This window comes from Gillisella vitis (assembly GCF_001541345.2).
Lineage (GTDB): Bacteria > Pseudomonadota > Alphaproteobacteria > Rhizobiales > Rhizobiaceae > Allorhizobium > Allorhizobium vitis.
In genome coordinates, this window is sequence record NZ_LMVL02000002.1 from 447,136 (window position 1) to 471,570 (window position 24,435).

The following is a 24,435-nucleotide window of genomic DNA, read 5'->3' on the forward strand; positions in this document are numbered from 1 at the left end:
CTGCTCCCTGCAAGGTCCAGCATGGAAAATGCAATCCTGACATGATGCTGCCCGAATGCGACAGTCCGCCCGACCGTTGCGGATGTGTTGTCATCAGGTCTGCTGTCCCAGCGACAACCGTCAACGGAGGAAACCATGAGCATTCTGATCGTTGAAGACAACGCCACCAACGCGATGATCCTGAAACATCTGGCGCGCAAGGTCGCCGATGATGAAATCATCGTGCAGGCCGATGCCAATGAGGCGCTGGTTCTGTGTCATCAAACGCTATTCGATCTGTTGATCGTCGATCAGATCCTGCCGGGTATGAGCGGTTTGCAATTTGTCACCATGCTCCGCCAACTCGGCCGTTACGACCAGGTGCCGATCATCATGGTCACCGCCGACAATGAGCCAGGACTGCGCCAGGCCGCCCGTCAGGTCGGCATTACCGACTTTTTGACAAAGCCGGTTGAAGCCCTGGCCTTCCGCCAATTGATCGCCAATTACCGTGGCGGCAGCGTTGCAGGTGAGGCGCGGGGCGCTGTGGTCCGATGAAAGGATATGTCCTCGCCATCGCCCTGCTTTTTGCCTTGGCACCGCGCGCCCATGCGCTCGATACGCCGAAGGGCGCAGTCATCCTGACTGTCGAAGGCAAGCTTTCCCACTCCAATAGCGGCGAGAAGGCCATTTTCGACCTCGCCATGCTGGAGGCCTTGCCAGGGCGGACCGTGACGCTTGAGACCCCCTGGACGAAAAAGCCAGCAACCTATTCTGGCCCCTTGCTGCGCGCCGTTCTGGATGCCGCCGGTGCTGGACGGGGAGCTGTGACCATCCGGGCGCTCAATGACTATTCGGCGGTTATTCCCCTGGAGGATGTAACCGGGCTCAACATTATCCTCGCCACACGCATGGACGGCGAAACCATGCCGGTGCGCGACAAGGGCCCGATGATGGTGATCTATCCGTTCGACGAGGACAGCAATCTCTATACGGAAACCTATTTTGCGCGCTCTGTTTGGCAGATCAAATCGCTCGAGGTTCGGTGATGCTGCTCGCTCCCGCCACGGCGCAAAAACGTCAAACGCAGCCAAAGACGACCATGATCCTGTTGATCCTGTCGGGTGTCTTGTTGCTGACATTTCTTCTGCTGTTCAAGGACGTATCCGACCGCTACCGCCTGCTGTTTGACGACATCCGGGAAAACGCAGTCTGGTCGATCTACCAATTGGACCGGGAGGCGCGCGCCCTTGATTATGTCTTGCTGGAAGTCAGCAACGAGGATGCCAGCGACGAGAAGACGATCGCGCAAGTCTCTATGCGCTACGATATTCTTGTGTCCCGGATCAACCTGGTCAATAATTCCAAATTCGGTAGCTATTTCAACAGCGACACGACGATATCAGGCCATTTGCAAAGCATCGGCGACATCGTCCGGAAAATAGAACCGGCTTTGAATGGATTTGAGACCGGCGTCGCGCGGGACGCTCAACAGATTGAACAGGTGAAGCGGGACCTGGATGTCCTGTGCGCGCAAACCAACGACCTGTTGATTTACACCAATTCCTACGTTGGCAACCAGCGCTCCACCATCCGCAGCGCCATGTTCGAGATGGAAAAGACCTCGGCCATTATGCTCGGTCTGTTGATGGCATCTGTGATCTTTCTCGTCGTCACGTTGCACCGCCAGCTCAAGTCGGTCCGCGAGACCAGCCGCCGCCTGGAAACCATGGCCAGGGAACTGTCGGATGCCTATGAGGCCGCCGATTCCGGCAACCGGGCCAAATCCCAGTTCATGGCGACCATGGGCCACGAAATCCGCACACCGCTCAATGCCATTCTGGGCATGGCCGAATTGCTGGAATATTCGCAGCTGCCGTCTGATGCCCTGCAAAGCGTCAAGACCATCCGCTCATCTGGCGAAGCGCTGCTGGAAGTGATCAACGAGATCCTGGATTACTCCAAGATCGAGCATGGCAAGCTGGAGCTGGAAGAGCGGGCCGTCGATATTTCCAGTCTGGCGGAAAACACCATCAGCATCATGCAGGGTCGCTCCGACGATCAGGATAATCAGCTGGTGCTGGATATTCCGGTGTCTCTCGATGCACTTTACGTGCGCACCGACCCCACCCGCCTGCGCCAGGTTCTGCTCAATCTGCTTAGCAATGCTATCAAATTCACTCAGAACGGCGTGGTGACACTACGGCTGCGCGAATTCTATCGCGGGAGCGCATTGATGTTGCGGTTCGAGGTGGAGGACACCGGCATTGGTATCGATGAGACCGGGCTTGCCAAATTGTTCAAGCCATTTTCGCAGGTGGATGCCAGTATCAGCCGTAAATACGGCGGCACCGGGCTTGGGCTGACAATCTGCAAGCAGATCGTCGAGAAGCTGGGCGGCGAATTGGGCATGAGCAGCACGGTTGGGGTTGGCAGCATCTTCTGGTTCGAACTGCCGGTCATGGCAGCCGGAAAGGATGATGTCCGCCAGAATGCCCGCCACAGCAGCGCGGATTTGCCCCGTCTGAAGATCCTTCTGGTCGAGGATAACCGGGTCAACCAGCAGGTAGCCAGCCGCTTCCTGTCGAAACTCGGCCAGGATGTGGTTGTGGCTGGCGATGGCGCCCAGGCGGTGGCTCGCACCGAGCGGGAAGTCTTCGACATGATCCTGATGGATATGCAAATGCCGGTCATGGATGGTATCGAGGCAACCCGCCATATCATCGAGCGCGGCGGGGCTTCCGCCTTGACGCCGATTGTTGCGATGACCGCAAATGCTTCTGACGACGATCGCCGTCGGTGCCGGGCTGCCGGCATGGTGGGATTTGAATCCAAACCGGTGACCATGAACCGCCTGCGCGACCTCATTCTCAGCTTTGCACCGGTGGAACGCGAACAGGCCTCGGTTGAGGGGCCGGTTGAGACCAAGCCTCAGCAAGACAATGTGTTGGACCATAGCCCATTGACCCTGCAACAGCATCTTGACGAGATCAACGGGCTTGATGAGGCGCGCCACGACGAACTGGTCGAGGCCCTGGGCGAAGAGATCTACCAGGAATTGATTGAATCGTTTTTTGATGATGCCGCCCAGCTGCTTGGCGAATTGCACAAGGCCATGGCCCAGCGCAATCCCCGGGAAATTGACCGCGTACTCCACACGATCAAGGGGGCTGCCGTCAATGTCGGTTTGAACGATATTGCAGGCTTTGCCCATGCGTTAAGAGTGCAGCAGCCAACGCCGGATGCCGTTCACAGGTTGACGCAAGAGGTGGATTTGATGAAGCTCAAATTGGTAGGAGCCTGAAACGGCAGGACCATTCCAACCCCTGAGGGAGCGCTTGGGGAAACCTACGGGGCGCATTGAACCCCGCAGACAATTGAAACAAGTGGCCTGACGGTCGCGGAGGCTATAATGCGTATATTGCTGGTTGATGATAACAATACCAATTTGAAACTGCTGACCCGCCTGGTCAAGAAAATCGACCGTTGCGAGCCCGTGGCCTTTTCAACTCCGGAAGAGGTGCTCTCTGCGCTGCCGGAGCTGGATTTCGATATTGCCATCATCGATTACCAGATGCCGGTGTATAATGGCGTCGAGCTTTACACAGAGATCGTACGGTTCGAGAAATATGCCCAGGTGCCGGTCGTGTTCATCACCGCCGACAAGGATATGACAACGCGCATGGAGGCGTTGAATGCCGGGGCTATCGACTTTCTGACCAAGCCGGTCAACCCGATCGAGTTCCAGGCCCGGATCCATAATATTGTCAGCCTGTCGATCGCTCGCCGCCAGCTGGCCGATCAGGCCGAATGGCTGCGACGCGAAGTGGACAGGGCGGTGGGCGAGCTGCGGCAGCGCGAACAGGAAATCATTGAGCGCCTGACGCTGGCAGCGGGCTACAAGGACCCCGATACATCCCGTCACACGCTGCGGGTTGCCGCTTATGCGCAGGCAATCGCCCGCGAAATGGGATTGCCGGAACAGTTCTGCACCGATCTGAAGCTGGCAGCGCCGATGCATGATATCGGCAAGGTCGCCATGCCTGATACGGTCTTGCTCAAGCAGGGCCGTTTGACCGAATCCGAATATCGCCAGATGCAGTCTCATGCCCAGATCGGCAGCGACATTCTCGCCCAGTCTCATTCCTCGCTGCTCCAGCTTGCCGCTGAAATCGCCGCCAGCCACCATGAGCGCTGGGATGGGCAAGGCTACCCCAACCGCCTGGCAGGCGACGCCATTCCCCTGTCCGGCCGGATCGTTTGTATTGCCGACAATTTCGACGCCCTGACCACCGAGCGCCCCTATAAACCTGCCTGGTCCTATGAACGGACTGTGGAACATGTGTTGGCACGGGCTGGAAGTCAGTTCGATCCGGCTTGTGTTGCCGCTTTCGAACGGGCCTTACCGGCAATCCGCGAGATCATTGAGACAGACCGGCGTGAACAGGCCGAAGAAGCAGCTCGAAAGGCCTCTGCCCTGCCGTTGGACAAAATCGCCTGACGGCATTGCTGCGCTTGCCTCCAACGCTGAACATGGTATTTCCAGCATGGATAGAGGGCGCAAGCAGTTTGCGGCGCCGCACAGCCTGATACTTGCCGGAGATCTGCCATGCGCTCGCTTACCATTCGCCGCCCCGATGACTGGCACCTGCATCTCCGCGATGGCGCCATGCTGGAAGGTGTGATCGGCGATACCAGCCGGCACTTCGCCCGCGCCATCATTATGCCCAATCTCGTGCCGCCGGTGGTGACGACTGTGGATGCAGAGGCTTATCGGCAGCGCATTCTGGCTGCCGTGCCGAAGGGCGATCGTTTTGAGCCGCTGATGACCCTGTATCTGACCGAGCAGACCAACCCTGATGATGTCGAAGAGGGCAAGACAACCGGACTGATCACGGCAGTGAAGCTCTATCCAGCCGGTGCCACGACCAATTCCCATGGCGGTGTGCGCGATCTCGACAAGGCGATGCCGGTTCTGGAGCGGATGGCGAAAATCGGATTGCCGCTCTGTGTTCATGGCGAGGTCACGACGCCGGAGGTGGATATTTTCGACCGTGAGGCCGTGTTCATCGACACGGTTCTCGATCCGCTACGCCGTCGTCTGCCAGAGCTGAAGGTGACGATGGAGCATGTCACCACATCCGACGGGATCGACTATATCCTTAGTGCCGATAGCAATCTGGCTGGCTCGATTACCACCCACCACCTGATCATCAACCGCAATGCCATTCTGGTTGGTGGCATCAGGCCGCATTATTATTGCCTGCCGGTTGCCAAGCGCGAAAGCCATCGGCTTGCCTTGCGCCGCGCTGCGACCTCCGGTGACAGCCGGTTTTTCCTTGGCACGGATTCGGCCCCGCATGTCGATCCTTTGAAGGAATGCGGTTGTGGCTGTGCTGGCATTTATACATCCATCAACACGATGAGCTGCCTTGCCCATGTGTTTGAAGAGGACGAGGCCCTGGAGCGGTTGGAAGCCTTTGCCTCGCTCAACGGTCCAGCCTGGTATGGGCTTAAACCAAACGACGAGACAATAACCCTGGTGAAACGTGACGCACCGGTCGCCTTTCCGGCAAAGATCGAAACGGGTGCTGGACCAGTCACCGTCTTCGACCCGATGTTTCCAATCCATTGGGACGTCGAGGCCACACGATAGGCTTGACCCGATGCGGATCATCCATCAAGTTGATGGTCATGATGAAGTAAGGACAAACTGAAATTTATCCTCAGCGAAGCTTTTTAAGACGAATATTGGCATAGAGACCTATTCCTGGACTGGGTCCGGGCAGAAACGCGATCTGGGGTATTTCATTTTTTCTTGGGGGCGCCAGGTTCCACCTTATCCCCTCATACTCACGCGTTTCAGGGCAGACATGATGGTGGATTTCAGTTCTTTACTTCTCGCCCTGGGCGTTTCCACACTGTGTCTTCTTTTCACCTTTATGGGAACATGGATGGCCCGGCGGGAAAACTCCTTCTTGCTCAGTTGGGTTATCGGACTTGCCCTCACCATGGTGGGAATTCTGACCTACGGCCTTTTCACCTCGACCCCCTCCAGAGGTCTGGGGGCGCTCGCTATGTCCTCAATCATCACCGGCTTCTTCATCCTTTATGCCGCCGCCAGGCAGTTTCGCACAGGGATTATACCCTTCAAGATGCTGATCGGTGTCTCCTGCAGCGCCGTCATCGTGCTGAGTATGACCTTCTTGTCGGGATATGGCGGCATCGGTTTTATGCTGTTCAACACCGGCACCTCCATCGTGATGTTGGCAATTGCCCATCAATACTGGCTTGGACGGGCCGAATCGCCGGGCGTGCTTTCCGGCATGGCCGCGCTTTATGGCGCCACCAGCCTCTCTTTCCTCGCCTGCGCCCTGGCTTTGATCCAGCGTGGCCAGTGGCAGCTGGAAGTTGCACCGAGCGGATGGGTAGAAGATATCAATATGGCGGTCTGCATTGCTGGCATGAGTGGTATCGGCGCCCTGTCTCTGACCCTGCACCAGACCCGGATCACGGCCCGGCACCGGCTAGAGGCAATGACCGATGCGTTGACAGGCCTTTGCAATCGTCGGGCCCTGTTCAATGCACATGGTACAAAAACCTTCCACGAGGATATGGCGATGTTGGTCTTCGACATCGACCGTTTCAAAACGATCAATGACCGCTACGGTCATGCTGTGGGTGACGAGGTCATTCGTAATATTGCTGCCGAACTGAAAGCAGCCATCGGTCTTTCCAGCGTCACCCGCCTGGGAGGCGAAGAATTTGCCGCTGTGCTGGAAAATGCTGCGCCAGGGCGGGCCGAGTGGATCGGCGAGCGAATCCGGCGCCAGCTTCAGGATCGCGAAGTCGTGGTGGATGGAGACCGTTTCGTGGCAACGACCAGTGTCGGCATTGCCTATGGCACGGCATCCGGCCTGACCTTCGATGAGATTCTCAACCTGGCGGACAATGCTCTCTATAACGCCAAAAGGCTCGGTCGCAACCGGGTGGAAACGGCAGTGGCAAACTGGGAGAGTGGCCCGTCGGTGGAAGCCGACAGTGCCTAGAGGTTGTCCAGAAAAAGCGGAACCGGTTTCCCGAAACGACAAAATGCCGCCGAAAACAAAGGGCGGTTCGGTCCTAAAACAAGCCCGCTTATCCCCGGATATATCCTCTGGCCTGCCTTCCAGCTTCCTGCTATGGGCATGGGATGCGTTAAAGCCGCGCGGTTAAAGGCAAGCTGTCTATTCCGTCGCAGCCCTCGCCATGTGATTGCCGGAGCGACTGCGGTCATCCCGGCTGAGCCATTTGCGCAGAAGACAGGAGCACCGATGACCCAGACTTCCTTTTCCGATCCGGCCGTCATGGCGGAATTGCTGGCAAAAATGCTCTGGGAAATCAAGGCCGTGCATTTCAATGCCGCTGAGCCTTACAAGCTGGCTTCCGGCATGCGCAGCCCCGTCTATATCGATTGCCGCAAGCTTCTCTCCTATCCGCGTGTCCGTTCTGCCGTGATGGATTTCGCTGTCGCCACGCTGCTGCGCAATGCCGGTTTTGAGCAATTCGACTGTATTGCCGGCGGCGAGACGGCGGGTATTCCTTTTGCCGCTCTGCTGGCCGATCGCCTGGCGCTGCCAATGATCTATGTGCGCAAGCAGCCCAAGGGCCATGGCCGCAACGCCCAGATCGAGGGTCATATGCCTGACGGTGCCAGGGTGCTTGTTATTGAAGACCTGACGACGGCGGGCGGCAGCATGTTTACCTTTATCGATGCCGTGCGGGCCGCAGGTGGTGTGGTTGATCATGGCATCGCTCTGTTCTTCTACGGCATCTTCCCGGAAGCTCATCAGCGTTTCGAAAACGGCAACGTCAAACTTCATTATATCGCCACCTGGCGTAATGTCCTGGCCGTGGCCCGCGACCAGAAACTGTTTGATGACAAAACCTTGTCGGAAGTGGAATCCTTCCTGGATGCTCCGCTGCAATGGTCCGGTCGTAATGGCGGGGTCAGTACGCTGGGCTGAAACCGGCGGCGAAGATTTGCCGACAAGGCTGGCATTTCTTCGCTTTCTGCTCTAAATCGATTGAAACCTATTCAAAAGCCCGGTTTGGGAGGCCAGAATGATCCTGTGTTGCGGTGAAGCCCTGATTGACATGTTGCCACGCGAAACGACGTTGGGCGAAAAAGGCTTTTCGCCCTATGCAGGCGGTGCCGTCTTCAACACCGGCATTGCGCTTGGACGCCTGGGCGTGGCCTCAGGCTTTTTTACTGGCCTTTCCGATGACATGATGGGTGATATCCTGCGCGACACCCTGCGGGCCAGCCATGTGGATTTCAGCTATTGTGCCACCTTGTCGCGACCGACGACCATTGCCTTTGTCAAGCTGGTCGATGGCCACGCCACCTACGCTTTCTACGATGAAAACACTGCTGGACGGATGATTACCGAGGCCGACCTGCCAGCCCTGGGCGAAGACTGCGAAGCGCTGCATTTCGGTGCAATCAGCCTGATCCCCGAGCCCTGCGGCTCGACCTATGAAGCGCTGCTCACCCGCGAGCACGAGACCCGGGTGATCTCGCTTGATCCCAATATCCGCCCCGGCTTTATCAAGGACAAGGCCGCTCATATGGCCCGCATCCGCCGCATGGCGGCACTTTCCGACATCGTCAAGTTTTCCGATGAGGATCTCGCCTGGTTCGGCCTGGAAGGCGACGAAGACACGCTTGCCCGGCACTGGCTGCATCACGGGGCCAAACTGGTTGTCGTCACCCGCGGTGCTGATGGTGCGGTCGGCTATACAGCCGATCACAAGGTCGAAGTGCCGAGTGAAAAGGTCACAGTGGTCGATACGGTCGGCGCTGGTGACACATTCGATGCAGGTGTTCTCGCCTCGCTGAAAATGCAGAACCTGCTGACCAAGCAACAAGTCGCAAAACTGACGGAAGACCAGATCGCCAAGGCCTTGGCGCTCGGCTCCAAGGCCGCAGCGGTGACGGTATCGCGAGCCGGGGCAAATCCGCCCTTTGCTCATGAAATCGGGCTTTGATTTCAACGGGTATTTCTAGGATTTGTCAGGTTCAATCTGAACCTGACGGACTCTATAACGCCCATGCAGAATTCTGGAGAACGACCCGGTAACCATCCGGGTCTTCGAATGTCCGGCCGAGGTTATCCCAATAGGGATTGTAGGATGTGACAGGTGGGAAACCGGCCTTCCGCATTCGGTTGACAACCGCCTGCCACGCATCCTCCTCCGGCAGATAAAAGACCAGCAGATTGTCCTGCGTTGGTGCCCGTCCGACTGAGTGCCCGATATGATGGGTGAATTCCAGGTGATATGGCCAGCGCTTATGGCCGAACATCACGCCGTTAAAGCCATTATGGTCGCGGAACGAGGCAATTTCCTCAAAGCCCATGCCAGATTGATAGAAGGGCCGAAGCCCTTCTATGCTGTCAGTCGGTCGCGCCACCCGCAAAATTGGGGCGGACATGATTATCGATCCAGATGGCTCAACACAGCCACCAGACCTGCCGTGGATGCATCTTGCCCATCGGTTCCGGCCTTGCCCTGCACCACCGGCAGCAGGCCGGTTGCCAGTTCCTTGCCCAGCTCCACGCCCCATTGATCGAAGGAATTGATGCCGAACAGCACGCCTTCGACAAATACCCGGTGTTCGTAGAGCGCAATCAGGCGACCGAGCGCGAAAGGGGTCAACTGTTCATAGACAAAGGTGATCGATGGGCGATTGCCGGTAAAGACCCGGTGCGGGGCGATATGATCGGCCTTGGCCTGGTCCATGCCGGACTTCAGCAACTGGCCCTTGGCCTCATCCAGCGTGCGGCCCTTCATCAGGGCTGCCGATTGAGCCAGGCAATTGGCGATCAGCAAATCGTGCTGATGGCGCAGTTCCGGCTCGAACCCCTTGGCGGCAATCATAAACTCAGCCGGGATCACGCTCGTGCCCTGGTGGATCAGCTGGTAGAAGGCGTGCTGGCCATTGGTGCCGGGTTCGCCCCAGACCACCGGACCGGAATTGCCCTTGACCGGGCTGCCATCGATGGTCACGCCCTTGCCGTTCGATTCCATGTCGAGCTGCTGGAGGTAGGCCGGGAAGCGGGACAGGCGCTGATCGTAGGGCAGGATAGCGCGGGTCGGGTAATCCAGCACGTTGCGATGGTGATAGCCAATAGCGCCGAGCAGCATCGGCAGGTTTTCCCGGAACGGCGCGGTGCGGAAGTGCATATCCATGGCATGGGCGCCAGCCAGGAATTCCACGAAATTATCGGCACCGACAGCAATCATCAGCGGCAGGCCGATGGCCGACCAGATGGAATAACGTCCGCCGACCCAATCCCAGAAGCCGAAGACCCGGTCGGAACCGATGCCGAAGGCAGCGACCTTATCGAGCGCGGTCGAGACGGCGGCAAAGTGATCACCAACGGCGTTTTCACCCAGCGCCGAGGCAATGAAGGCCCGGGCCGTTGCGGCATTGGTCATGGTTTCGATAGTGGTGAAGGTCTTGGAGGCGACGATGAACAGCGTGGTTTCCGGCTCCAGCAGTTTCAGCGTATCGGCGATATGGGCGCCATCGACATTGGAGACGAAATGCAGGCGCGGGCCGTCGTGAAACGGTGCCAGCGCCAGCGTTGCCATGGCCGGGCCGAGATCTGAGCCACCAATGCCGATATTGACCACATCGGTGATCTGGAGGCCGGTCGAACCGGTAATCGTGCCTTGGCGCAGGCCTTCCGCAAACGCCGACATGGCGTGCAGCACGGCATTGACATCCGGCATGACATTCTTGCCATCGACCACGACAGGCGTGTTGGCCCTGTTGCGCAGTGCCGTATGCAAGACGGCGCGGCCTTCTGTAAAGTTGATCGCTTCGCCGTTAAACATCGCTTCGCGCTTTTCAGCCACGCCACCTTGCGTGCAGAGCTTTTCCAGCAGGGCCATGATCTCGTCATTGACCGCGCATTTGGAGTAATCCATCAGCAGGTCGTCAAAGCGACTGGAAAACCGCTCGAAACGTTTGGGATCGCTTGCAAAAGCGCCGCGAATATCAGTGGCGGCGGTGGCCGCGACGGTGGACTTCAGCTGTTCGACGATAGCGTACATTCGCATACTCCAATCCAATCACGGACGGGAACCTACTGCATAATTCCCAAAACCGGAATGTTTTAAGGAGAAAAATAATCCGATAGAAATGAGGGGGGATTACGCTCTCTCCCTCGCAAGGCAGAGAAGACCGACGAGGGGGGCAGAATGCCCCATCTCGTCCCTGTCTGTGTGGTGTCTTTAAGGTCTCAGATCCTTACGCAGAATCTTGCCGACATTGGATTTTGGCAATTCTTCAAGAAAGGCCACATGGCGGGGGCGCTTGTAATTGGTCAGGTTTGCAGCGCAATGGTCCTTAACCTGCTGCTCCGTCAAGCTCGGGTCCTTGCGCACCACAAACAGTTTGACGGCTTCACCGGAATGCGGGTCCGGCACACCGATAGCCGCGGCCTCCAGCACGCCGGGATGCATGACCGCGACTTCCTCGATCTCGTTGGGGTAGACATTGAAGCCGGAGACCAGGATCATATCCTTCTTGCGGTCAACGATCTTGGTATAGCCGCGCGCGTCCATAAAGCCCATGTCGCCGGTGCGGAAAAACCCATCCTCGGTCATCGCCCGCGCCGTTTCTTCCGGTCGTTGCCAATAGCCTGCCATGACCTGCGGTCCGCGAATGCAGATTTCCCCGACCTCTCCCAAAGCCAGGCTTTGGCCCTGTTCATCACGGATATCGACATCGGTGGAGGAGATTGGCATGCCGATGCAGCCGCTGAAGTCCTTGTCGTTCATGCGATTGGCGGTTGCCACCGGCGAGGTTTCCGACAGGCCGTAGCCTTCGGTGATCGGGCAGCCGGTAATTTGGTGCCACCGCTCAGCGATCGGTCGCTGTACCGACATGCCACCGGCAAAGGTCAGTTGCAGATGGGAAAAGTCCAGCTTGCGGAAGGCCTCATTGTTCATCAGGGCGTTGAACAGCGTATTCAAGCCGATGATGATGTTGAAATCATAGCGGGACAATTCCTTGGCAAAGCCTGGAATGTCACGCGGATTGGCGATCAGGATATTGTGGCCACCGCAGGCAATGCCCATCAGGGCGTTCACGGTCAGCGCAAAGATATGATAGAGCGGCAAAGCGCAGATAAAGGTCAGCGTTTCGGGTCTTGGGCGGGTATCGAAAGCGGACCCCAACCACAGCGACATCTGCATGGTATTGGCGATGAGGTTGCCATGGGTCAGCACCGCTCCCTTCGAAACCCCTGTCGTGCCGCCGGTATATTGCAGAAAGGCGATGTCATTGCGGGAAAGGGGTTCTGGCCGAAATCTGGCGTTCCCACCTGCCGCCAGCACCGATGCGAAGCTTCGGGAATTGGCAATCGACCAGGCCGGCACGAGCTTCTTCACCTTGCGAACGATGAAATTCACCAGATGGCCTTTCAGGCCAAGCATGTCGCCCATGCTGGTCACGACCACGCGGCGTAGGGACACCTTGTCCATCACCGCCTGTACCGTGTGGGCAAAATTCTCCAGCACGAAAATCGCAACCGCGCCGGAATCCTTCAGTTGATGCGCCAGTTCGCGCGGTGTATAGAGCGGATTGACATTGACGACGATCATTCCGGCCTTGAGGATGCCAAACACAATCACCGGATTTTGCAAGACGTTGGGCATCATCACAGCGATCCGGTCGCCTTTGCTGAACCCTTCGGCTTGCAGCCAGGCGGCAATTTTCGTCGCCTGCTCGCCAAGCTCCTGAAAGGTCATGGAGCGGCCCATGCTGGTGAAGGCCTTGCGGGACGCGTAGGTCACGCAGTTTTCATCGAACAGTTCGGGTAGCGATTCGTGATCGAGGGGCGGCAGTTCCGCAGGCACCGAGGCGGGATAGTATGCAAGCCAGATTCGGCGCGCCGCAAAATTGCTTTCAGGCCTGGACAGAGTATTCATTCCTCACTCCCTTTTTCGACTTCCTGCCCCTCCCTCCTCAAGGTGATGACAGTGCGCCTGACCACGCACTCCAAATATGGAACTTTGAGCTCCAGGAATGCAAGTCCAACGTTATAGTAACTTTGACGTAAACGTCAATTAATCCCCAGCGAAAATAATGTGAAATCATTTTGTTCCATGGCATCGAAGATGCTCACGCATAGGCATGTTCGACAACAACCGATTGGCGACCAGTTTCGCATTGAACCAACCTCCCGGTGATGCGTTAGCTCCTATGAGACTTCACGCAAACAAGGAGGAAAGTGCCATGGTTTTCAAACCCGCTAAAACTTTCGGAGAGACCCCTGAGATCGTTGAGGAAAATCCGCCTCTGGCGGAGCTGGAAACGGCCGTTGCCTCCCAGCTTGCGGGTTCAGACGGTATCGATGCCTCTGATATCGAGGTGATAGCGATCGGCAATGAGATTTGCTTGCGAGGCCTTGTCTATTCCGAGAGTGAGGTCGACCGTGCCGTTGAAGTGGCTCTTTCGGTTCCCGGTGTTTTCAAGGTCTCCGTCGATCTTGAGATTGTCGACCGCACGATCCACTGACGCGGATCGCCATACGTAGCACGTGGACATGTGGCACCATCCCATACATATAAAGGCCCGGGAAAACCCCGGGCCTTTATTATTTCAGTTGTGATGCGCTATCGCAGATCAGGTTTGAATCGTCCGCAAAAGCGCCATGCTGCGCGGCAGCAGTTTGAATTTTTCGCCTTGCTTGACCTTTTCGCCCTGACGCTCCGGATCGCCGGTGATCAGTTCAAGCACCCGTTCTCCGCCGCTTTCCTTGGGAATGGTGAAGATGGTGTCTTCATCGAGCGGATTGAACAGCATCATGATATCCGACCAGATGCCTTCTTCGACCTGGAGGTCTTCGCGGTGAAGGCGGGTGATCAGCGCATTGCTGTTTTCCCAGTTTTCCGAGGTTTGACGGCCGCCGCTGACGCTGTACCAATCAATCATCATGCCATCGCGCCAGTTCTCCCGCCGCAGCAAGGGCTGCTCCTTGCGAAGGGAGATGACCCGCTTAGTGAAATCACGCAGGGCATCGGCGCTGTCGGGCAGATTTTCCCAATGCAGCCAACTGATTTCGCTATCCTGGCAATAGCCGTTGTTATTGCCCATCTGCGAACGACCGAATTCATCACCGGCCAGCAGCATCGGCGTGCCATGGGAAAACAGCAGAGTGGCCAGGAAATTGCGTTTCTGGCGCTCGCGCACCGCATTGGTGCCTTCGTCATCGGTCGGACCCTCATGGCCATAATTATGGCTGCGATTGTCGTTGTGACCGTCGTTATTATCCTCGCCATTGTCTTCGTTGTGCTTGCCATCATAGGAAACGAGGTCGTTCAGCGTAAAGCCATCATGGGCGGTGATGAAATTGACGCTGGCCCAGGGACGGCGACCGCGCTGGTCATAGAGATCGCCGGAGCCCAGCAGTCGCGCCGCGAAATCCGGAGCGCAATTGTCGCCGTTCAGCCAATACTCGCGGCAACTGTCACGGTATTTGTCGTTCCACTCCGCCCAACCCGGGGGAAAGCCGCCAACCTGGTAGCCACCTGGACCGATATCCCAGGGCTCGCCGATCAGCTTGACCCCGGCAAGGGTCGGGTCCTGGGTGACGGCATCGAAGAAGCCACCACGCTCATCGAAGCCCTCAGGTTCCCGGCCCAGAATCGTGCCAAGATCGAAGCGGAAACCATCGACATGCATGTCATCGGCCCAGTAACGCAGCGAGTCCATCACCATCTGGAGAACCCGCGGATGGGAGGTGTTCACCGTGTTGCCGGTGCCGGTATCATTGATGTAATAGCGGTGATTGTCCGGCAGGGTGCGGTAGTAGGAAAAGTTGTCGATGCCCTTGAAGGACAGGGTCGAGCCAAGTTCATTGCCTTCCGCCGTGTGATTGTAGACCACGTCGAGAATGACCTCGATGCCACCATCATGGAAGGCGCGAACCATGTCGCGGAAGCCCTGGATGCCGTTGGCGCCGTAATAGCGATGCGCAGGGGCAAAGAAGCCAATGGTGTTATAGCCCCAGTAATTTTTCAAGCCCTTGTCCAGCAGTGGTCCGTCATCCGGGAAGGCGTGGATCGGCAGCAGTTCGACAGAGGTAATGCCAAGGCTCTTGATATAGTCAACCGCCGCCTTGTGGCCGAGGCCTTCGAACGTACCGCGCAGTTCCTGCGGAATGGCGGGATTGAGCTGTGTGAAGCCTTTGACATGCGTTTCATAGACGATGGTGTCAGCCCAGGAAACCTGAGGACGGCGATCATTGCCCCAATCGATCTGATTGGGATCCACGACCCGGCATTTTGGCATGAAAGCCGCGCTGTCGAGATCGTTGAAGGACAGATCCTTGTCAGGATCGTCGAAATGATAGCCAAAGACTTCGGGCGACCAACGGATATCGCCCACCAGTTCGCGGGCATAGGGATCGAGCAGCAGCTTGTTATGATTGAAGCGATGGCCGTTTTCAGGCTCAAAAGGCCCATGGACGCGGAAACCATAGAGCGCTCCGGGCTTCAGCCCTGGCACAAATCCATGCCAGATCTCATTGGTGTAATCAGGCAAATCCATCCGGGCGATCTCGATGCTGCCGCTGGGATCATAGAGACATAGCTCGACGCGATCAGCATGGGCGGAAAACAGGGCGAAATTAACCCCTTCGCCAGTGTAGCGGGCACCCAGTCGTTGCCACTCGCCGGGAAGAATTTTGAAGTTACTCGTTTGGATGTCCATGGTCGCTCTCAGGGCTTGTCGCTGCGGTGCAACAGTAATTCCCTCGCCATGGCTTTGTTCCTTAAGGTCTTCAGGAACATTTGGCAGCTTGATCTGTTGGTCATTGCGCAGACGGCCATCGGCTTGCGGCGGCGCTCAACGCTTGCAGGGCGCCAATCCGGGTGCAATGGCAGAGGAGGTTGCATGCATCAGAATAAAATCGACAACGATAAACGTGTGGCGCTGGTCACAGGCGCGGGCTCCGGCATTGGGCGGGCAGCCGCGATCAGACTTGCCCAGGATGGTTGCGCCGTCGGGCTGCTGGGGCGCACCAAGGATGAATTGGAGCGTGTGGCCGAAGACATTGCGCACTTGGATGGCAAGGCCATAGTTCTTGTCGCAGATGTCGCTGAAACTGACTCTCTGCGGGCAGGGGTCGAAACACTGATCGCATGGCGTGGCCGGCTCGATATCGTGGTGGCCAATGCGGGGGTCAATGGCGTCTGGGCGCCGATTGATGAATTGCAGCCGCAGGAATGGGACCAGACGATGGCCATCAATCTGCGTGGCACCTACCTGACTATGCATCTGACCGTGCCGCATCTGCGCCGCAATGGCGGCGGCAGCATTGTCGTTGTCTCCTCTATCAATGGCACGCGCACGTTCACGTCTCCTGGTGCCACAGCTTATAGTGCCACCAAGGCCGGACAATTGGCCATGGTACAGCAATTGGCGGTGGAATTGGGCCCCGACCGCATCCGCGTCAATGCGGTTTGCCCAGGCGCCATTGAGACTGAGATCGATGACAACACAAACAAACGCTCTACCGAACGTCTCGACATCCCACAGCCGCCACCACATCAGGCCATTCCTCTGACGCATGGTGTGCCAGGCACCGCCCAAGAGGTTGCCGATCTGATCGGCTTTCTGACGTCCGATGCGGCCCGCCATATCAGTGGTACACCCGTCTGGATCGATGGGGCGCAAAGTCTGATACGATAGAATGCTATTGGTTTATTTTAGTCGAAATAAGTAAAAGTGGAGTTTGATGATGCAACTGTTTTAACTGTCGTTAAGATTTGCGTATTTTAATCATTTGTTAAGCATGAACTACTCTTTTTGATCCAAAGTTGAACAAAGACCGGGTTGGCGCGTTACCGGCTCAGACAAGGAGACAATGTCATGAAGCCAGAGCCTGAAACGATCCTGATTGTGGAAGACGATGCATTCATTTCGATGGATGCGGCCGATAGCGTTGCCCATGCGGGGGCCAATGTCGTGACCACGGAAACGGTCAGCGACGCGCTTCTCTGTCTCGAAGCCAACAGGATTACCGCCGCGATCCTTGATTTCCAGGTGCTGGACGGAAAGATAACGCCGGTGGTGGAAAGACTATGTCGCTCCGGCATTCCCTACCGGGTCGTATCAGGTTCGCCGCTTCAGGAAATCGTCGCCTGCGGCATTCCCGCCGACCGGATTATCGCCAAGCCGGCGGATTATGTGAATGTCATGGTCCAACTGGTGCGAGAGCGTCCGTGGTCGGCACTGCGGGCAACCAGCTATTAATATCGGTTTTCCCGAAACAAAGTCATAGATCAGGTTTTCGAATAAGGCCGCCAATTGCCATCGGTCGCGTAGTCGACCTGCAAAAAATACAGGCCCTGTGGCGGCGCCACCGGGCCACAGGCCTTGCGGTCGCGGGCCTCCAGCGCGGCGCGCACATCCTGCGGCGTCATCTTGCCTTCTCCCGCCCTTTTCAAGGTGCCAGCAAAAGATCTAATCTGGTTGTGCAGAAAACTCTGGGCGGAAGCGCGAATCTCGATGAGATCGCCGTTGCGGCTGACATCCAGACGGTCCAGCGTGCGCACCGGGCTGATGGCCTGACAATGAACCGAGCGGAAGGTGGTGAAATCGTGATTGCCAACCAGCATTTGCGCCGCCGCATGCATGGCTTCGTGGTCCAGCGGCTTTGATACCCACCAGGCGCGATTGGCCTCTAGCGCCAGCCGGGACGGGCGTGAGATGATCCGATAGAGATAATGCCGTTTCAACGCCGAAAAACGCGCGTCGAAGGCGTCAGGAACGGCTTCGCAAGCCAGAATTGAGATTGCTTCGCCAGCCTGTGCCAGATGCGCGTTCAAGGCATTGCGCAACTTGTACGGCAGCCATTGACGCGAAAGATCGACATGCGCCACCTGACCGCTGGCATGAACGCCGGAATCGGTGCGGCCCGCACCCCGGATCGCAACCGTTTCCCCCGTCAGGCCAAGCACTGCCACTTCCAGCGCACCCTGCACGGAGGGACCATTGTCCTGCCGCTGCCAGCCGACATAGGGCGTGCCGTCATATTCCACGGTCAGCTTATAGCGTGGCATCAGGTTCCGGCCTTTGCCGAGGTAAATACCGCGCCTGCGCTTATGGGCGTGCCGCGCAGGAATTCCACGGCATCTAGCGGTTTGCCGCCAGCTTTTTGCAGTCGGACAAGACGGACTGCACCCATGCCACAGGCAATGGTCAGGGCGTCGTCCAGCACGGTGCCCGGCACGTTTGCGGTGTCCGTGACCTCTGCCATCTGGCTGGCTAGAACCTTGATACGTTCCGGCTTGCCGTTGATGTCCGCCTCGAACCAGGCGCCCGGAAAGGGCGACAGGCCGCGAATGCCGTTGTGAACCTGCGTGGCGGGCTTTGAAAAGTCGATGCGGGTTTCGGCCTTGTCGATCTTGGCGGCGTAGACGGTGCCGTCTTCTGGCTGGGCTGTCAGCGGCAGGTCGCCTGCCTCCAGTTTGGCCATGGCTTCAACCATCGCCTCCGCACCGATCTGGCTCAGGGCGTCGTGCAGTTCACCGGCGGTCATGTCGGGGGGAATGGTCAGGCGGCACGTCAGCGCTATTGGGCCGGTGTCCAGCCCCTTGTCCATCTTCATCACCATCATGCCGGTTTGCGTATCTCCGGCCATGATGGCGCGCTGGATCGGCGCTGCACCCCGCCAGCGGGGCAGTAGCGAGGCGTGGCCATTATAGCAGCCCAGCCGCGTGCCGGTCAGGATGGCTTCCGGCAGCAGCAGGCCGTAGGCTACGACCACGGCGACATCGGCCTGATGAGCGGAGAAGGCATCACGATCGTCCTGCGCTTTGAAATTTAGCGGGGTCAGCACCGGCAGTCCGAGCTTTTCGGCCTGCTGATGGACGGGCGATTTGGTCAGATCCAGCCCCCTGCGTCCGGCCGGGCGCGGCGGCTGGCTATAGACCGCAACAATCTGATGGCCCGCGTCGTGGAGCGCATTCAGGATCGGCACCGAAAATTCCGGAGTCCCCATGAAAATCATGCGAAGAGCCATGGATCAAGACCGATCTTCTAGAGGTTATCGGGGAGGACGTCGAAACTGGATTTTCCAAAAAACACGAGCCAAGACGATAAGGCCTGCAACCTGCCGGATTCAAGATGAACCCTATCGATTCTAGACCGTCACCTTTGACTTTGCCGCCTTGGAGAATTTCTTGATCACCATCTCACGTTTCAGCCGCGAAATATGGTCGATGAACAGGGTGCCGTTCAGATGGTCGATTTCATGTTGCAGACAGGTGGCAAGCAGGCCATCGGCCTCGATCAGCTGTTCCTTGCCGTGGCGATCCAGTGATTTCACCGTGACGGCTGCCGGGCGCTCCACCTCCGCATAGTAATCGGGAATGGAAAGGCAGCCTTCCTCATAGGTGGAGCGGGCCTCAGAACTGCCAATGATTTCCGGATTGATAAAGACCAGCGGTTGCTTGTCTTCGCCTTCCTTCGAGACATCGATGACCAGAAGACGACGAGGTACGGCAATCTGAACGGCAGCGAGGCCGATGCCGGGCGCATCATACATGGTCTCGAGCATGTCATCGATCAGCCGCTCAAGGTCGGCATCGATCCGCTCAATGGGTTGGGAGACCTCGCGCAGCAGCGGGTCAGGCAAAATGATAATCGGCTTTGTCGTCATGAATCTCCCCATAAACCATCCCGGTTTTCAAGGAAATCAAAAAAATGCGGTAAAAGCCATGCCTTTGACTGGAGTGCGTGGTTGATCAGTTCAGGACTCGGCGCAGATCCGGGGTGTCCAGAGAAAAGGCGGGAATGGCGACGTCGAATGTTTCGGCATCGTCGGTTTCCATTTCGTAGCGACCGAACATGATGCCGGATGGCGTGTCCAGTGGACAGCCTGACGAATATTCAAAACTTTCACCCGGCGCCAGGCGTGGCTGTTCGCCGATCACGCCCGGACCGCTCACCTCGTCCACCTGGCCATTCTGATCTGTAATATGCCAGTAACGGTTGATAAGCCGCACGGCCACATTCGACTGATTGACGATGACGACCTTGTAGCCCCAGACATAGCGACTGTCTTCCGGGTCGGACTGTTCCGCCAGATAAAATGGCTCGACTGTGACCTCTATATCTTGTGTCAGCGCGCGATACATGAAAAGAGACTTCTTGACGCTTTGGTAAGCATACATTTGCAAAAGCCGATAAGGTTATGGTTTGTAGCAGTGTCGTTGCATGGAAATAATCCTGCGTTAATAAAGACCATTAACAGACTTAATTTCCAGTAAAAAATAAGGGTATTAGAAAATTTTTTAGAGTTTAAAAAAACTGCTGCGGCAAAATTAGGGAAAGACTGGCACCACTATATCAGGTTTCTCCATGAAGGATATGGGTGTTTCAGATCGGGCTACGGCGCGGCCCGTTTTATAAAATGCACAAAGGACGCTGTTGCACTTCATAACTGCTGCATCTTATGCGGTTCAGGTGGCGCGTCACGCCACCTGAAATCTTACAGCTTGAGAACATCTCAAGCCTTTCCGTCCTCGGTATTCGCGCCCATCACGCGGAAACGGCCTCCAGTGCCTGAGCGAAGTCCTCTACCAGGTCTTCGGCGTCTTCAATGCCGCAGGACAGGCGCAAAGTGCCGCCGGACATGCCGAGCGTTGCACGGGCCTCGTCCGTCAGGTTCTTGTGGGTGGTCGTGGCCGGGTGCGTGATCAGGCTCTTGGCATCGCCGAGGTTGTTGGAGATCTTCACCACTTGCAGAGCATTCTGGAGGGCAAAGGCCGCCGCCTTGCCGCCCTTCATCTCGAAAGCCACCAGGGTGGAGCCGCCCTTCATCTGCTTGGCAACGATGTCAGCCTGCGGATGGTCGGCGCGGCCTGGATAGATGACGCGGGCAATCTTGCTGTTGTCAGCCAGAAAATCGGCGATACGACCGGCATTTTCCGTCTGTTGCTTGACGCGCAGCGGCAGGGTTTCCACACCCTTCAACAGGGTCCAGGCGTTGAAGGGGGACATGGCCGGACCGGTATGGCGGAAGTAATCCTGGAGCTTTTCCTCAATCCATTGCTTGGACGACAGCACGATGCCGCCCAGGCAGCGCCCCTGGCCGTCGATATGCTTGGTTGCCGAATAGACGACGACATGGGCGCCAAGTTCCAGCGGGTTTTGAAAGAGCGGGGTGGCGAAAACATTGTCGACCACCACGGTCGCGCCGACCTGGTTGGCAAGCTTGGCGACGCCGGCAATATCCACCACTTCCAGGGTAGGATTGGTCGGGCTTTCCAGGAAGAATACCTTGGTATTCGGGCGGATGGCGTCTTCCCAATTCTTCAGGTCGCGGCCATCGACCAGGGTGAAATCCACGCCATATTTGGGTGCCAAGGTTTCGATTACCCAGCGGCAGGAGCCGAACAGAGCGCGGGCGGCGACAATATGGTCGCCAGCCTGAACCTGGCAGAGAATGGAGGCTGCAACGGCAGCCATGCCGGAGGCCATGGCGCGGGCATCTTCAGCGCCTTCCAACAGGCACATGCGCTTTTCGAACATGTCATTGGTCGGGCTGCCGTAGCGGGCGTAAATATAGCCTTCTGTCTCACCCTTGAAACGGGCTTCAGCCGCTTCCGAGCTGTCGTAGACGAAGCCCTGGGTGAGATAGATGGCTTCGGATGTTTCGCCATAAGGTGAACGCAGCGTGCCGCCATGAACGAGTTTGGTTGCTGGGCGCCAGTTGTTAGCCATGCTGTATGAGCCTTTCGAACACAAAAAAACCGGTCGCGAAATACGGACCGGTTTGCACGTGTCCGATCTTTTTAGCCAATTGTTTAACGTGGCTGCAAGCCGACCGGCCAAATCACCACGGGATAAGATTTGCTTACGCCGTTCTTTTGCTTGCGTCAATTCCCGGAGTTTGGTTTTGTCATATACTATATGCCGAGGTTTTACAGGCTGCGGCATGTTGCGCGCGCATTGTTCGGCGTCGGCGCTGCAAGGAAGACATAATGAAGCGGAATGCGGGCATATTGGCGGATCGCGCCATCGGCGACTTGTTTGGCTCGGGCTCACTTTTGAGCGAAACCATGCTCGATCAGGACCAGATCCAGCCGGCGAGCCTCGATCTGAGGCTGGGCTCCAAAGCGCTCAGGGTGCGCGCCAGCTTCATGCCCGGCCCCAACAGCACCGTGGCGGATAAACTGCAACGGTTGACCCTGCACGAAATCGACCTCGACCATGGCGCTGTCTTGGAAACCGGCTGTGTCTATATCGTGCCGCTGATGGAGAGCCTGGATCTGCCAGCGGATCTGTCAGCCTCCACCAATCCGAAAAGCTCGACCGGTCGCCTCGACATCTTTACGCGGGTGATGGTCGATTACGCTCAGGAATTCGACAAGATTCCGGCAGGCTATAAGGGCCAGCTTTATCTGGAAATCAGCCCTCGGACCTTTCCGATCATCGTGCGGCGTGGCTCTCGCCTGTCGCAGATCCGCTTCCGCATCGGCCATGCGATTCTGAGCGATAGCGAACTTCTGGATCTGCACAAGACTGAGACGCTGGTGGCCAGCGAGACGCCCAATGTCTCGGGTGGCGGCATCGCGCTGTCCATCGACCTGAAAGGGACGGGGCCGGACGGGCTGGTTGGCTATCGCGGCAAGCATCATACGGCGGTGATCGACGTCGACCGCAAGGCTGCCCATGATGTGCTTGACTTCTGGGAACCGCTCTACAGCCGTGGACGTGACGAATTAATCCTCGATCCCGACGAGTTCTACATTCTCGTTTCACGCGAGGCCGTCCATGTCCCGCCACTCTACGCCGCCGAAATGACCCCGTACGATCCGCTGGTCGGCGAATTCCGCGTTCATTATGCTGGCTTTTTCGATCCCGGCTTCGGCCATGCCGGGGCCGGTGGCACTGGTAGCCGCGCTGTGCTGGAAGTGCGCAGCCACGAAGTGCCCTATATCCTTGAGCACGGCCAGATCATCGGGCGCCTGGTCTATGAGCATATGCTCGAGCATCCCGCAGGCCTCTACGGCACGGGCCTCGGCTCCAACTATCAGGCCCAGGGACTGAAGCTCTCCAAGCATTTCCGTGCCGCCTGATCTGCGCTTTCATGCTTGACATCAACGCCCAAGTGTAGGAACTCTCGGGCATCAGGCGGGTGTAGCTCAATGGTAGAGCAGCAGCTTCCCAAGCTGAATACGAGGGTTCGATTCCCTTCACCCGCTCCAAACGTTTTTTCAATGACTTACGTCCGTTTTTCGCGGTCAATTTCCTGACGGTTTTACAGATGGTTTTACAAACTCTGTTCTCGATCTGGCCTCGTTGATTTGCCTGATCATCTCTTTGGTGGCTGCTGTTCCGCGCAAGTCGTGGAAGTGTAGATCGCGTTCCTGGAGGCCGGATTTTACCTTTGCAGTCCAGAACGAGCTTGCACGGCCGTCCTGCGTCCATGGCTTCTTGAATGAGTTGGTAAGGATGATCGGCGACCGCTTTGGGATGCTGGCCAGGATCTCATTAACGGTATCGTAGCGCGGGATGATGGCTTCGCGCTTGTGTCGGCTTTTGCCGGTGGAAATGATGATGGCATCTTCGCGGACATGCGACTAGCATAACTTGACGAGGTGCCGACGCGCAGGCCGGTATGCGCCGCAAGATCGACTGCCCAAGCGACTTCATTCGAGCATTCAGTTTTCAGCTGCTCGATGTCGGAATCGGTCCAGATGATCTCGGCGCGGTCGTTGCTGTAAAGATGCTTGATGCCTTCGCAGGGATTTGATGCAATCTTGCCCATGGGATCAACGCCATGGGACAGGATGCGCGATAGCACTTGCAAGCCTGTGTCTGCGCTTCTGGGTGTCTCGCTATATTGGCCGCGCCACCGACGGATGATGGGGCGGATACGCTCGTGACGGTTGAACTGGGCGATGCTGAGATCACCGAAATATTCGGATATGCGATCGATCCATGGCGTCCAAACGCGTCTGGTTGAGGCTGCCAGCTTGTTGAATTCAGACGCTTTGTAGTTGGTAATGATGGACCGGAATTTGCCGCTTTCCGGCGCGGCGCGTGTCGCGACGACCTCGTTATATGAGGCCATAAATTCGTGGGTGCCTGGCTCGCCTGTCAGTTTGGGGCCGCCGCGCCAAGCATAATAATAGATCTTTCCTTTGGACTTTACGTGGTGAATTCCCTTCAATTCAACTATGACCATGCCTTCGTTCAAACTCCGCAAGTTCCCTGTCCAGATCATTCTGCTCATTTTGAGAAGTAGGTGTAAAGTGCCAGCGAACCGTGCCATCGGGCATGGTGTCCATTGCGGTGGGTAACAGTCCGCTCTTCTGCAGCGCGCAGAGAATTGTTTTGATGTCGCTGGCTCGGAACGACTGGCGTCTGGTCATGTCCTAACG

The 24,435-nt window shown here is 57.2% G+C and carries 22 protein-coding genes, 1 tRNA gene, 1 pseudogene and 1 riboswitch; of the genes and pseudogenes, 13 read left to right on the top strand and 11 right to left on the bottom strand.

What is annotated here, in order from left to right; all coding sequences use genetic code 11:
• Positions 1–135 precede the first annotated feature (135 nt).
• The 8 genes from ASB66_RS06970 (at position 136) to ASB66_RS07005 (ending at position 9,009) form a co-directional block, all read left to right on the top strand.
• The gene (locus ASB66_RS06970; RefSeq protein ID WP_060719587.1) at positions 136–537 is read left to right on the top strand and encodes a response regulator; all 402 of its coding nucleotides are present in this window, start codon (positions 136–138) and stop codon (positions 535–537) included.
• The gene (locus tag ASB66_RS06975; protein WP_060719586.1) at positions 534–1,028 is read left to right on the top strand and encodes a putative pterin-binding protein; all 495 of its coding nucleotides are present in this window, start codon (positions 534–536) and stop codon (positions 1,026–1,028) included. The genes ASB66_RS06970 and ASB66_RS06975 overlap by 4 nt, the downstream gene beginning before the upstream one ends.
• A complete protein-coding gene (locus ASB66_RS06980) occupies positions 1,028–3,283 on the top strand; it encodes an ATP-binding protein (protein ID WP_114386336.1) in 2,256 nt (751 codons plus the stop codon). Before ASB66_RS06975 ends, ASB66_RS06980 begins: the two co-directional genes overlap by 1 nt.
• A 108-nt stretch (positions 3,284–3,391) precedes the next feature.
• Positions 3,392–4,480 carry an HD domain-containing phosphohydrolase gene (locus ASB66_RS06985; RefSeq protein WP_060719584.1) on the top strand — a complete coding sequence of 363 codons (1,089 nt, stop codon included), beginning with the start codon at positions 3,392–3,394 and terminating at the stop codon, positions 4,478–4,480.
• 108 nt (positions 4,481–4,588) lie between these two features.
• The gene (gene pyrC, locus ASB66_RS06990; RefSeq protein WP_060719583.1) at positions 4,589–5,635 is read left to right on the top strand and encodes a dihydroorotase; all 1,047 of its coding nucleotides are present in this window, start codon (positions 4,589–4,591) and stop codon (positions 5,633–5,635) included.
• Between the two features lie 298 nt (positions 5,636–5,933).
• Complete coding sequence (locus tag ASB66_RS06995; protein WP_060719582.1) at positions 5,934–7,028, top strand: GGDEF domain-containing protein; 1,095 nt, start codon at positions 5,934–5,936, stop codon at positions 7,026–7,028.
• A 264-nt stretch (positions 7,029–7,292) separates the two neighbouring features.
• The gene (locus ASB66_RS07000) at positions 7,293–7,985 is read left to right on the top strand and encodes an orotate phosphoribosyltransferase (RefSeq protein ID WP_060719581.1); all 693 of its coding nucleotides are present in this window, start codon (positions 7,293–7,295) and stop codon (positions 7,983–7,985) included.
• 97 nt (positions 7,986–8,082) lie between these two features.
• Positions 8,083–9,009 carry a carbohydrate kinase family protein gene (locus ASB66_RS07005; protein ID WP_060719580.1) on the top strand — a complete coding sequence of 309 codons (927 nt, stop codon included), beginning with the start codon at positions 8,083–8,085 and terminating at the stop codon, positions 9,007–9,009.
• Between the two features lie 52 nt (positions 9,010–9,061).
• Here the strand turns inward: ASB66_RS07005 and ASB66_RS07010 are convergent, their stop codons facing one another.
• The 3 genes from ASB66_RS07010 to ASB66_RS07020 form a co-directional block, all read right to left on the bottom strand.
• Positions 9,062–9,454 (bottom strand): VOC family protein, encoded by a 393-nt coding sequence (locus ASB66_RS07010; protein ID WP_060719579.1) that lies wholly within the window; start codon positions 9,452–9,454, stop codon positions 9,062–9,064.
• A gap of 2 nt (positions 9,455–9,456) precedes the next feature.
• The gene (gene pgi, locus ASB66_RS07015) at positions 9,457–11,082 is read right to left on the bottom strand and encodes a glucose-6-phosphate isomerase (RefSeq protein ID WP_060719578.1); all 1,626 of its coding nucleotides are present in this window, start codon (positions 11,080–11,082) and stop codon (positions 9,457–9,459) included.
• A gap of 180 nt (positions 11,083–11,262) precedes the next feature.
• Positions 11,263–12,963 (bottom strand): long-chain-fatty-acid--CoA ligase, encoded by a 1,701-nt coding sequence (locus ASB66_RS07020; RefSeq protein WP_060719577.1) that lies wholly within the window; start codon positions 12,961–12,963, stop codon positions 11,263–11,265.
• A 307-nt stretch (positions 12,964–13,270) separates the two neighbouring features.
• Here ASB66_RS07020 and ASB66_RS07025 point away from each other — a divergent pair, with 307 nt between their 5' ends.
• Positions 13,271–13,552 (top strand): BON domain-containing protein, encoded by a 282-nt coding sequence (locus ASB66_RS07025; RefSeq protein ID WP_060719576.1) that lies wholly within the window; start codon positions 13,271–13,273, stop codon positions 13,550–13,552.
• A 108-nt stretch (positions 13,553–13,660) separates the two neighbouring features.
• Here the strand turns inward: ASB66_RS07025 and glgX are convergent, their stop codons facing one another.
• Positions 13,661–15,748, bottom strand: a complete 2,088-nt coding sequence (glgX, locus tag ASB66_RS07030) for a glycogen debranching protein GlgX (RefSeq protein WP_060719575.1) — start codon at positions 15,746–15,748, stop codon at positions 13,661–13,663.
• A 183-nt stretch (positions 15,749–15,931) separates the two neighbouring features.
• On the opposite strand from glgX, the gene ASB66_RS07035 reads away from it, so the two are divergent.
• The gene (locus ASB66_RS07035; protein ID WP_060719748.1) at positions 15,932–16,729 is read left to right on the top strand and encodes an SDR family oxidoreductase; all 798 of its coding nucleotides are present in this window, start codon (positions 15,932–15,934) and stop codon (positions 16,727–16,729) included.
• A gap of 180 nt (positions 16,730–16,909) precedes the next feature.
• Entirely contained in the window at positions 16,910–17,293 is a 384-nt protein-coding gene (locus ASB66_RS07040) for a response regulator (protein WP_060719574.1), read from the top strand.
• A gap of 29 nt (positions 17,294–17,322) precedes the next feature.
• Here the strand turns inward: ASB66_RS07040 and truA are convergent, their stop codons facing one another.
• From truA to ASB66_RS07065, 5 genes are all read right to left on the bottom strand, one after another.
• Entirely contained in the window at positions 17,323–18,102 is a 780-nt protein-coding gene (truA, locus tag ASB66_RS07045; protein WP_060719573.1) for a tRNA pseudouridine(38-40) synthase TruA, read from the bottom strand.
• The gene (fmt, locus tag ASB66_RS07050) at positions 18,102–19,064 is read right to left on the bottom strand and encodes a methionyl-tRNA formyltransferase (RefSeq protein WP_060719572.1); all 963 of its coding nucleotides are present in this window, start codon (positions 19,062–19,064) and stop codon (positions 18,102–18,104) included. The genes truA and fmt overlap by 1 nt, the downstream gene beginning before the upstream one ends.
• A gap of 120 nt (positions 19,065–19,184) precedes the next feature.
• Positions 19,185–19,703 carry a peptide deformylase gene (gene def / locus ASB66_RS07055; protein ID WP_060719571.1) on the bottom strand — a complete coding sequence of 173 codons (519 nt, stop codon included), beginning with the start codon at positions 19,701–19,703 and terminating at the stop codon, positions 19,185–19,187.
• Positions 19,704–19,788: 85 nt separating this feature from the next.
• Entirely contained in the window at positions 19,789–20,181 is a 393-nt protein-coding gene (gene apaG, locus ASB66_RS07060) for a Co2+/Mg2+ efflux protein ApaG (RefSeq protein WP_060719570.1), read from the bottom strand.
• 403 nt (positions 20,182–20,584) lie between these two features.
• On the bottom strand, positions 20,585–21,769 hold the full coding sequence (locus tag ASB66_RS07065) for an O-succinylhomoserine sulfhydrylase (RefSeq protein WP_060719569.1): 1,185 nt from the start codon (positions 21,767–21,769) through the stop codon (positions 20,585–20,587).
• Between the two features lie 50 nt (positions 21,770–21,819).
• A riboswitch (SAM riboswitch) is annotated at positions 21,820–21,898 on the bottom strand.
• 131 nt (positions 21,899–22,029) lie between these two features.
• Here ASB66_RS07065 and ASB66_RS07070 point away from each other — a divergent pair.
• Both ASB66_RS07070 and ASB66_RS07075 read left to right on the top strand, forming a co-directional pair.
• A complete protein-coding gene (locus ASB66_RS07070) occupies positions 22,030–23,127 on the top strand; it encodes a 2'-deoxycytidine 5'-triphosphate deaminase (RefSeq protein ID WP_060719568.1) in 1,098 nt (365 codons plus the stop codon).
• Positions 23,128–23,182: 55 nt separating this feature from the next.
• A tRNA-Gly gene (locus ASB66_RS07075) sits at positions 23,183–23,256 on the top strand.
• Positions 23,257–23,532: 276 nt separating this feature from the next.
• On the opposite strand, the pseudogene ASB66_RS07080 reads toward ASB66_RS07075, so the two are convergent.
• Positions 23,533–24,239, bottom strand: a pseudogene (locus ASB66_RS07080) (tyrosine-type recombinase/integrase); the annotation flags it as partial.
• Positions 24,226–24,426 (bottom strand): hypothetical protein, encoded by a 201-nt coding sequence (locus ASB66_RS26030; RefSeq protein WP_147274015.1) that lies wholly within the window; start codon positions 24,424–24,426, stop codon positions 24,226–24,228. The gene ASB66_RS26030 and the pseudogene ASB66_RS07080, both read right to left, overlap by 14 nt.
• Between the last annotated feature and the right edge of the window lie 9 nt (positions 24,427–24,435).

Coding starts and splice junctions, on each gene's coding strand:
- ASB66_RS07065 (WP_060719569.1), bottom strand. CDS start 21,769: ATGGCTAACAACTGGCGCCCAGCAACCAAACTCGTTCATGGCGGCACG.
- ASB66_RS07000 (WP_060719581.1), top strand. CDS start 7,293: ATGACCCAGACTTCCTTTTCCGATCCGGCCGTCATGGCGGAATTGCTG.
- ASB66_RS07035 (WP_060719748.1), top strand. CDS start 15,932: ATGCATCAGAATAAAATCGACAACGATAAACGTGTGGCGCTGGTCACA.
- ASB66_RS06985 (WP_060719584.1), top strand. CDS start 3,392: ATGCGTATATTGCTGGTTGATGATAACAATACCAATTTGAAACTGCTG.
- ASB66_RS06980 (WP_114386336.1), top strand. CDS start 1,028: ATGCTGCTCGCTCCCGCCACGGCGCAAAAACGTCAAACGCAGCCAAAG.
- ASB66_RS06970 (WP_060719587.1), top strand. CDS start 136: ATGAGCATTCTGATCGTTGAAGACAACGCCACCAACGCGATGATCCTG.
- ASB66_RS07020 (WP_060719577.1), bottom strand. CDS start 12,963: ATGAATACTCTGTCCAGGCCTGAAAGCAATTTTGCGGCGCGCCGAATC.
- pyrC (WP_060719583.1), top strand. CDS start 4,589: ATGCGCTCGCTTACCATTCGCCGCCCCGATGACTGGCACCTGCATCTC.
- truA (WP_060719573.1), bottom strand. CDS start 18,102: ATGCCACGCTATAAGCTGACCGTGGAATATGACGGCACGCCCTATGTC.
- apaG (WP_060719570.1), bottom strand. CDS start 20,181: ATGTATCGCGCGCTGACACAAGATATAGAGGTCACAGTCGAGCCATTT.
- ASB66_RS07025 (WP_060719576.1), top strand. CDS start 13,271: ATGGTTTTCAAACCCGCTAAAACTTTCGGAGAGACCCCTGAGATCGTT.
- pgi (WP_060719578.1), bottom strand. CDS start 11,082: ATGTACGCTATCGTCGAACAGCTGAAGTCCACCGTCGCGGCCACCGCC.
- ASB66_RS07070 (WP_060719568.1), top strand. CDS start 22,030: ATGAAGCGGAATGCGGGCATATTGGCGGATCGCGCCATCGGCGACTTG.
- fmt (WP_060719572.1), bottom strand. CDS start 19,064: ATGGCTCTTCGCATGATTTTCATGGGGACTCCGGAATTTTCGGTGCCG.
- ASB66_RS07040 (WP_060719574.1), top strand. CDS start 16,910: ATGAAGCCAGAGCCTGAAACGATCCTGATTGTGGAAGACGATGCATTC.
- ASB66_RS26030 (WP_147274015.1), bottom strand. CDS start 24,426: ATGACCAGACGCCAGTCGTTCCGAGCCAGCGACATCAAAACAATTCTC.
- ASB66_RS06975 (WP_060719586.1), top strand. CDS start 534: ATGAAAGGATATGTCCTCGCCATCGCCCTGCTTTTTGCCTTGGCACCG.
- glgX (WP_060719575.1), bottom strand. CDS start 15,748: ATGGACATCCAAACGAGTAACTTCAAAATTCTTCCCGGCGAGTGGCAA.
- def (WP_060719571.1), bottom strand. CDS start 19,703: ATGACGACAAAGCCGATTATCATTTTGCCTGACCCGCTGCTGCGCGAG.
- ASB66_RS07005 (WP_060719580.1), top strand. CDS start 8,083: ATGATCCTGTGTTGCGGTGAAGCCCTGATTGACATGTTGCCACGCGAA.
- ASB66_RS06995 (WP_060719582.1), top strand. CDS start 5,934: ATGGCCCGGCGGGAAAACTCCTTCTTGCTCAGTTGGGTTATCGGACTT.
- ASB66_RS07010 (WP_060719579.1), bottom strand. CDS start 9,454: ATGTCCGCCCCAATTTTGCGGGTGGCGCGACCGACTGACAGCATAGAA.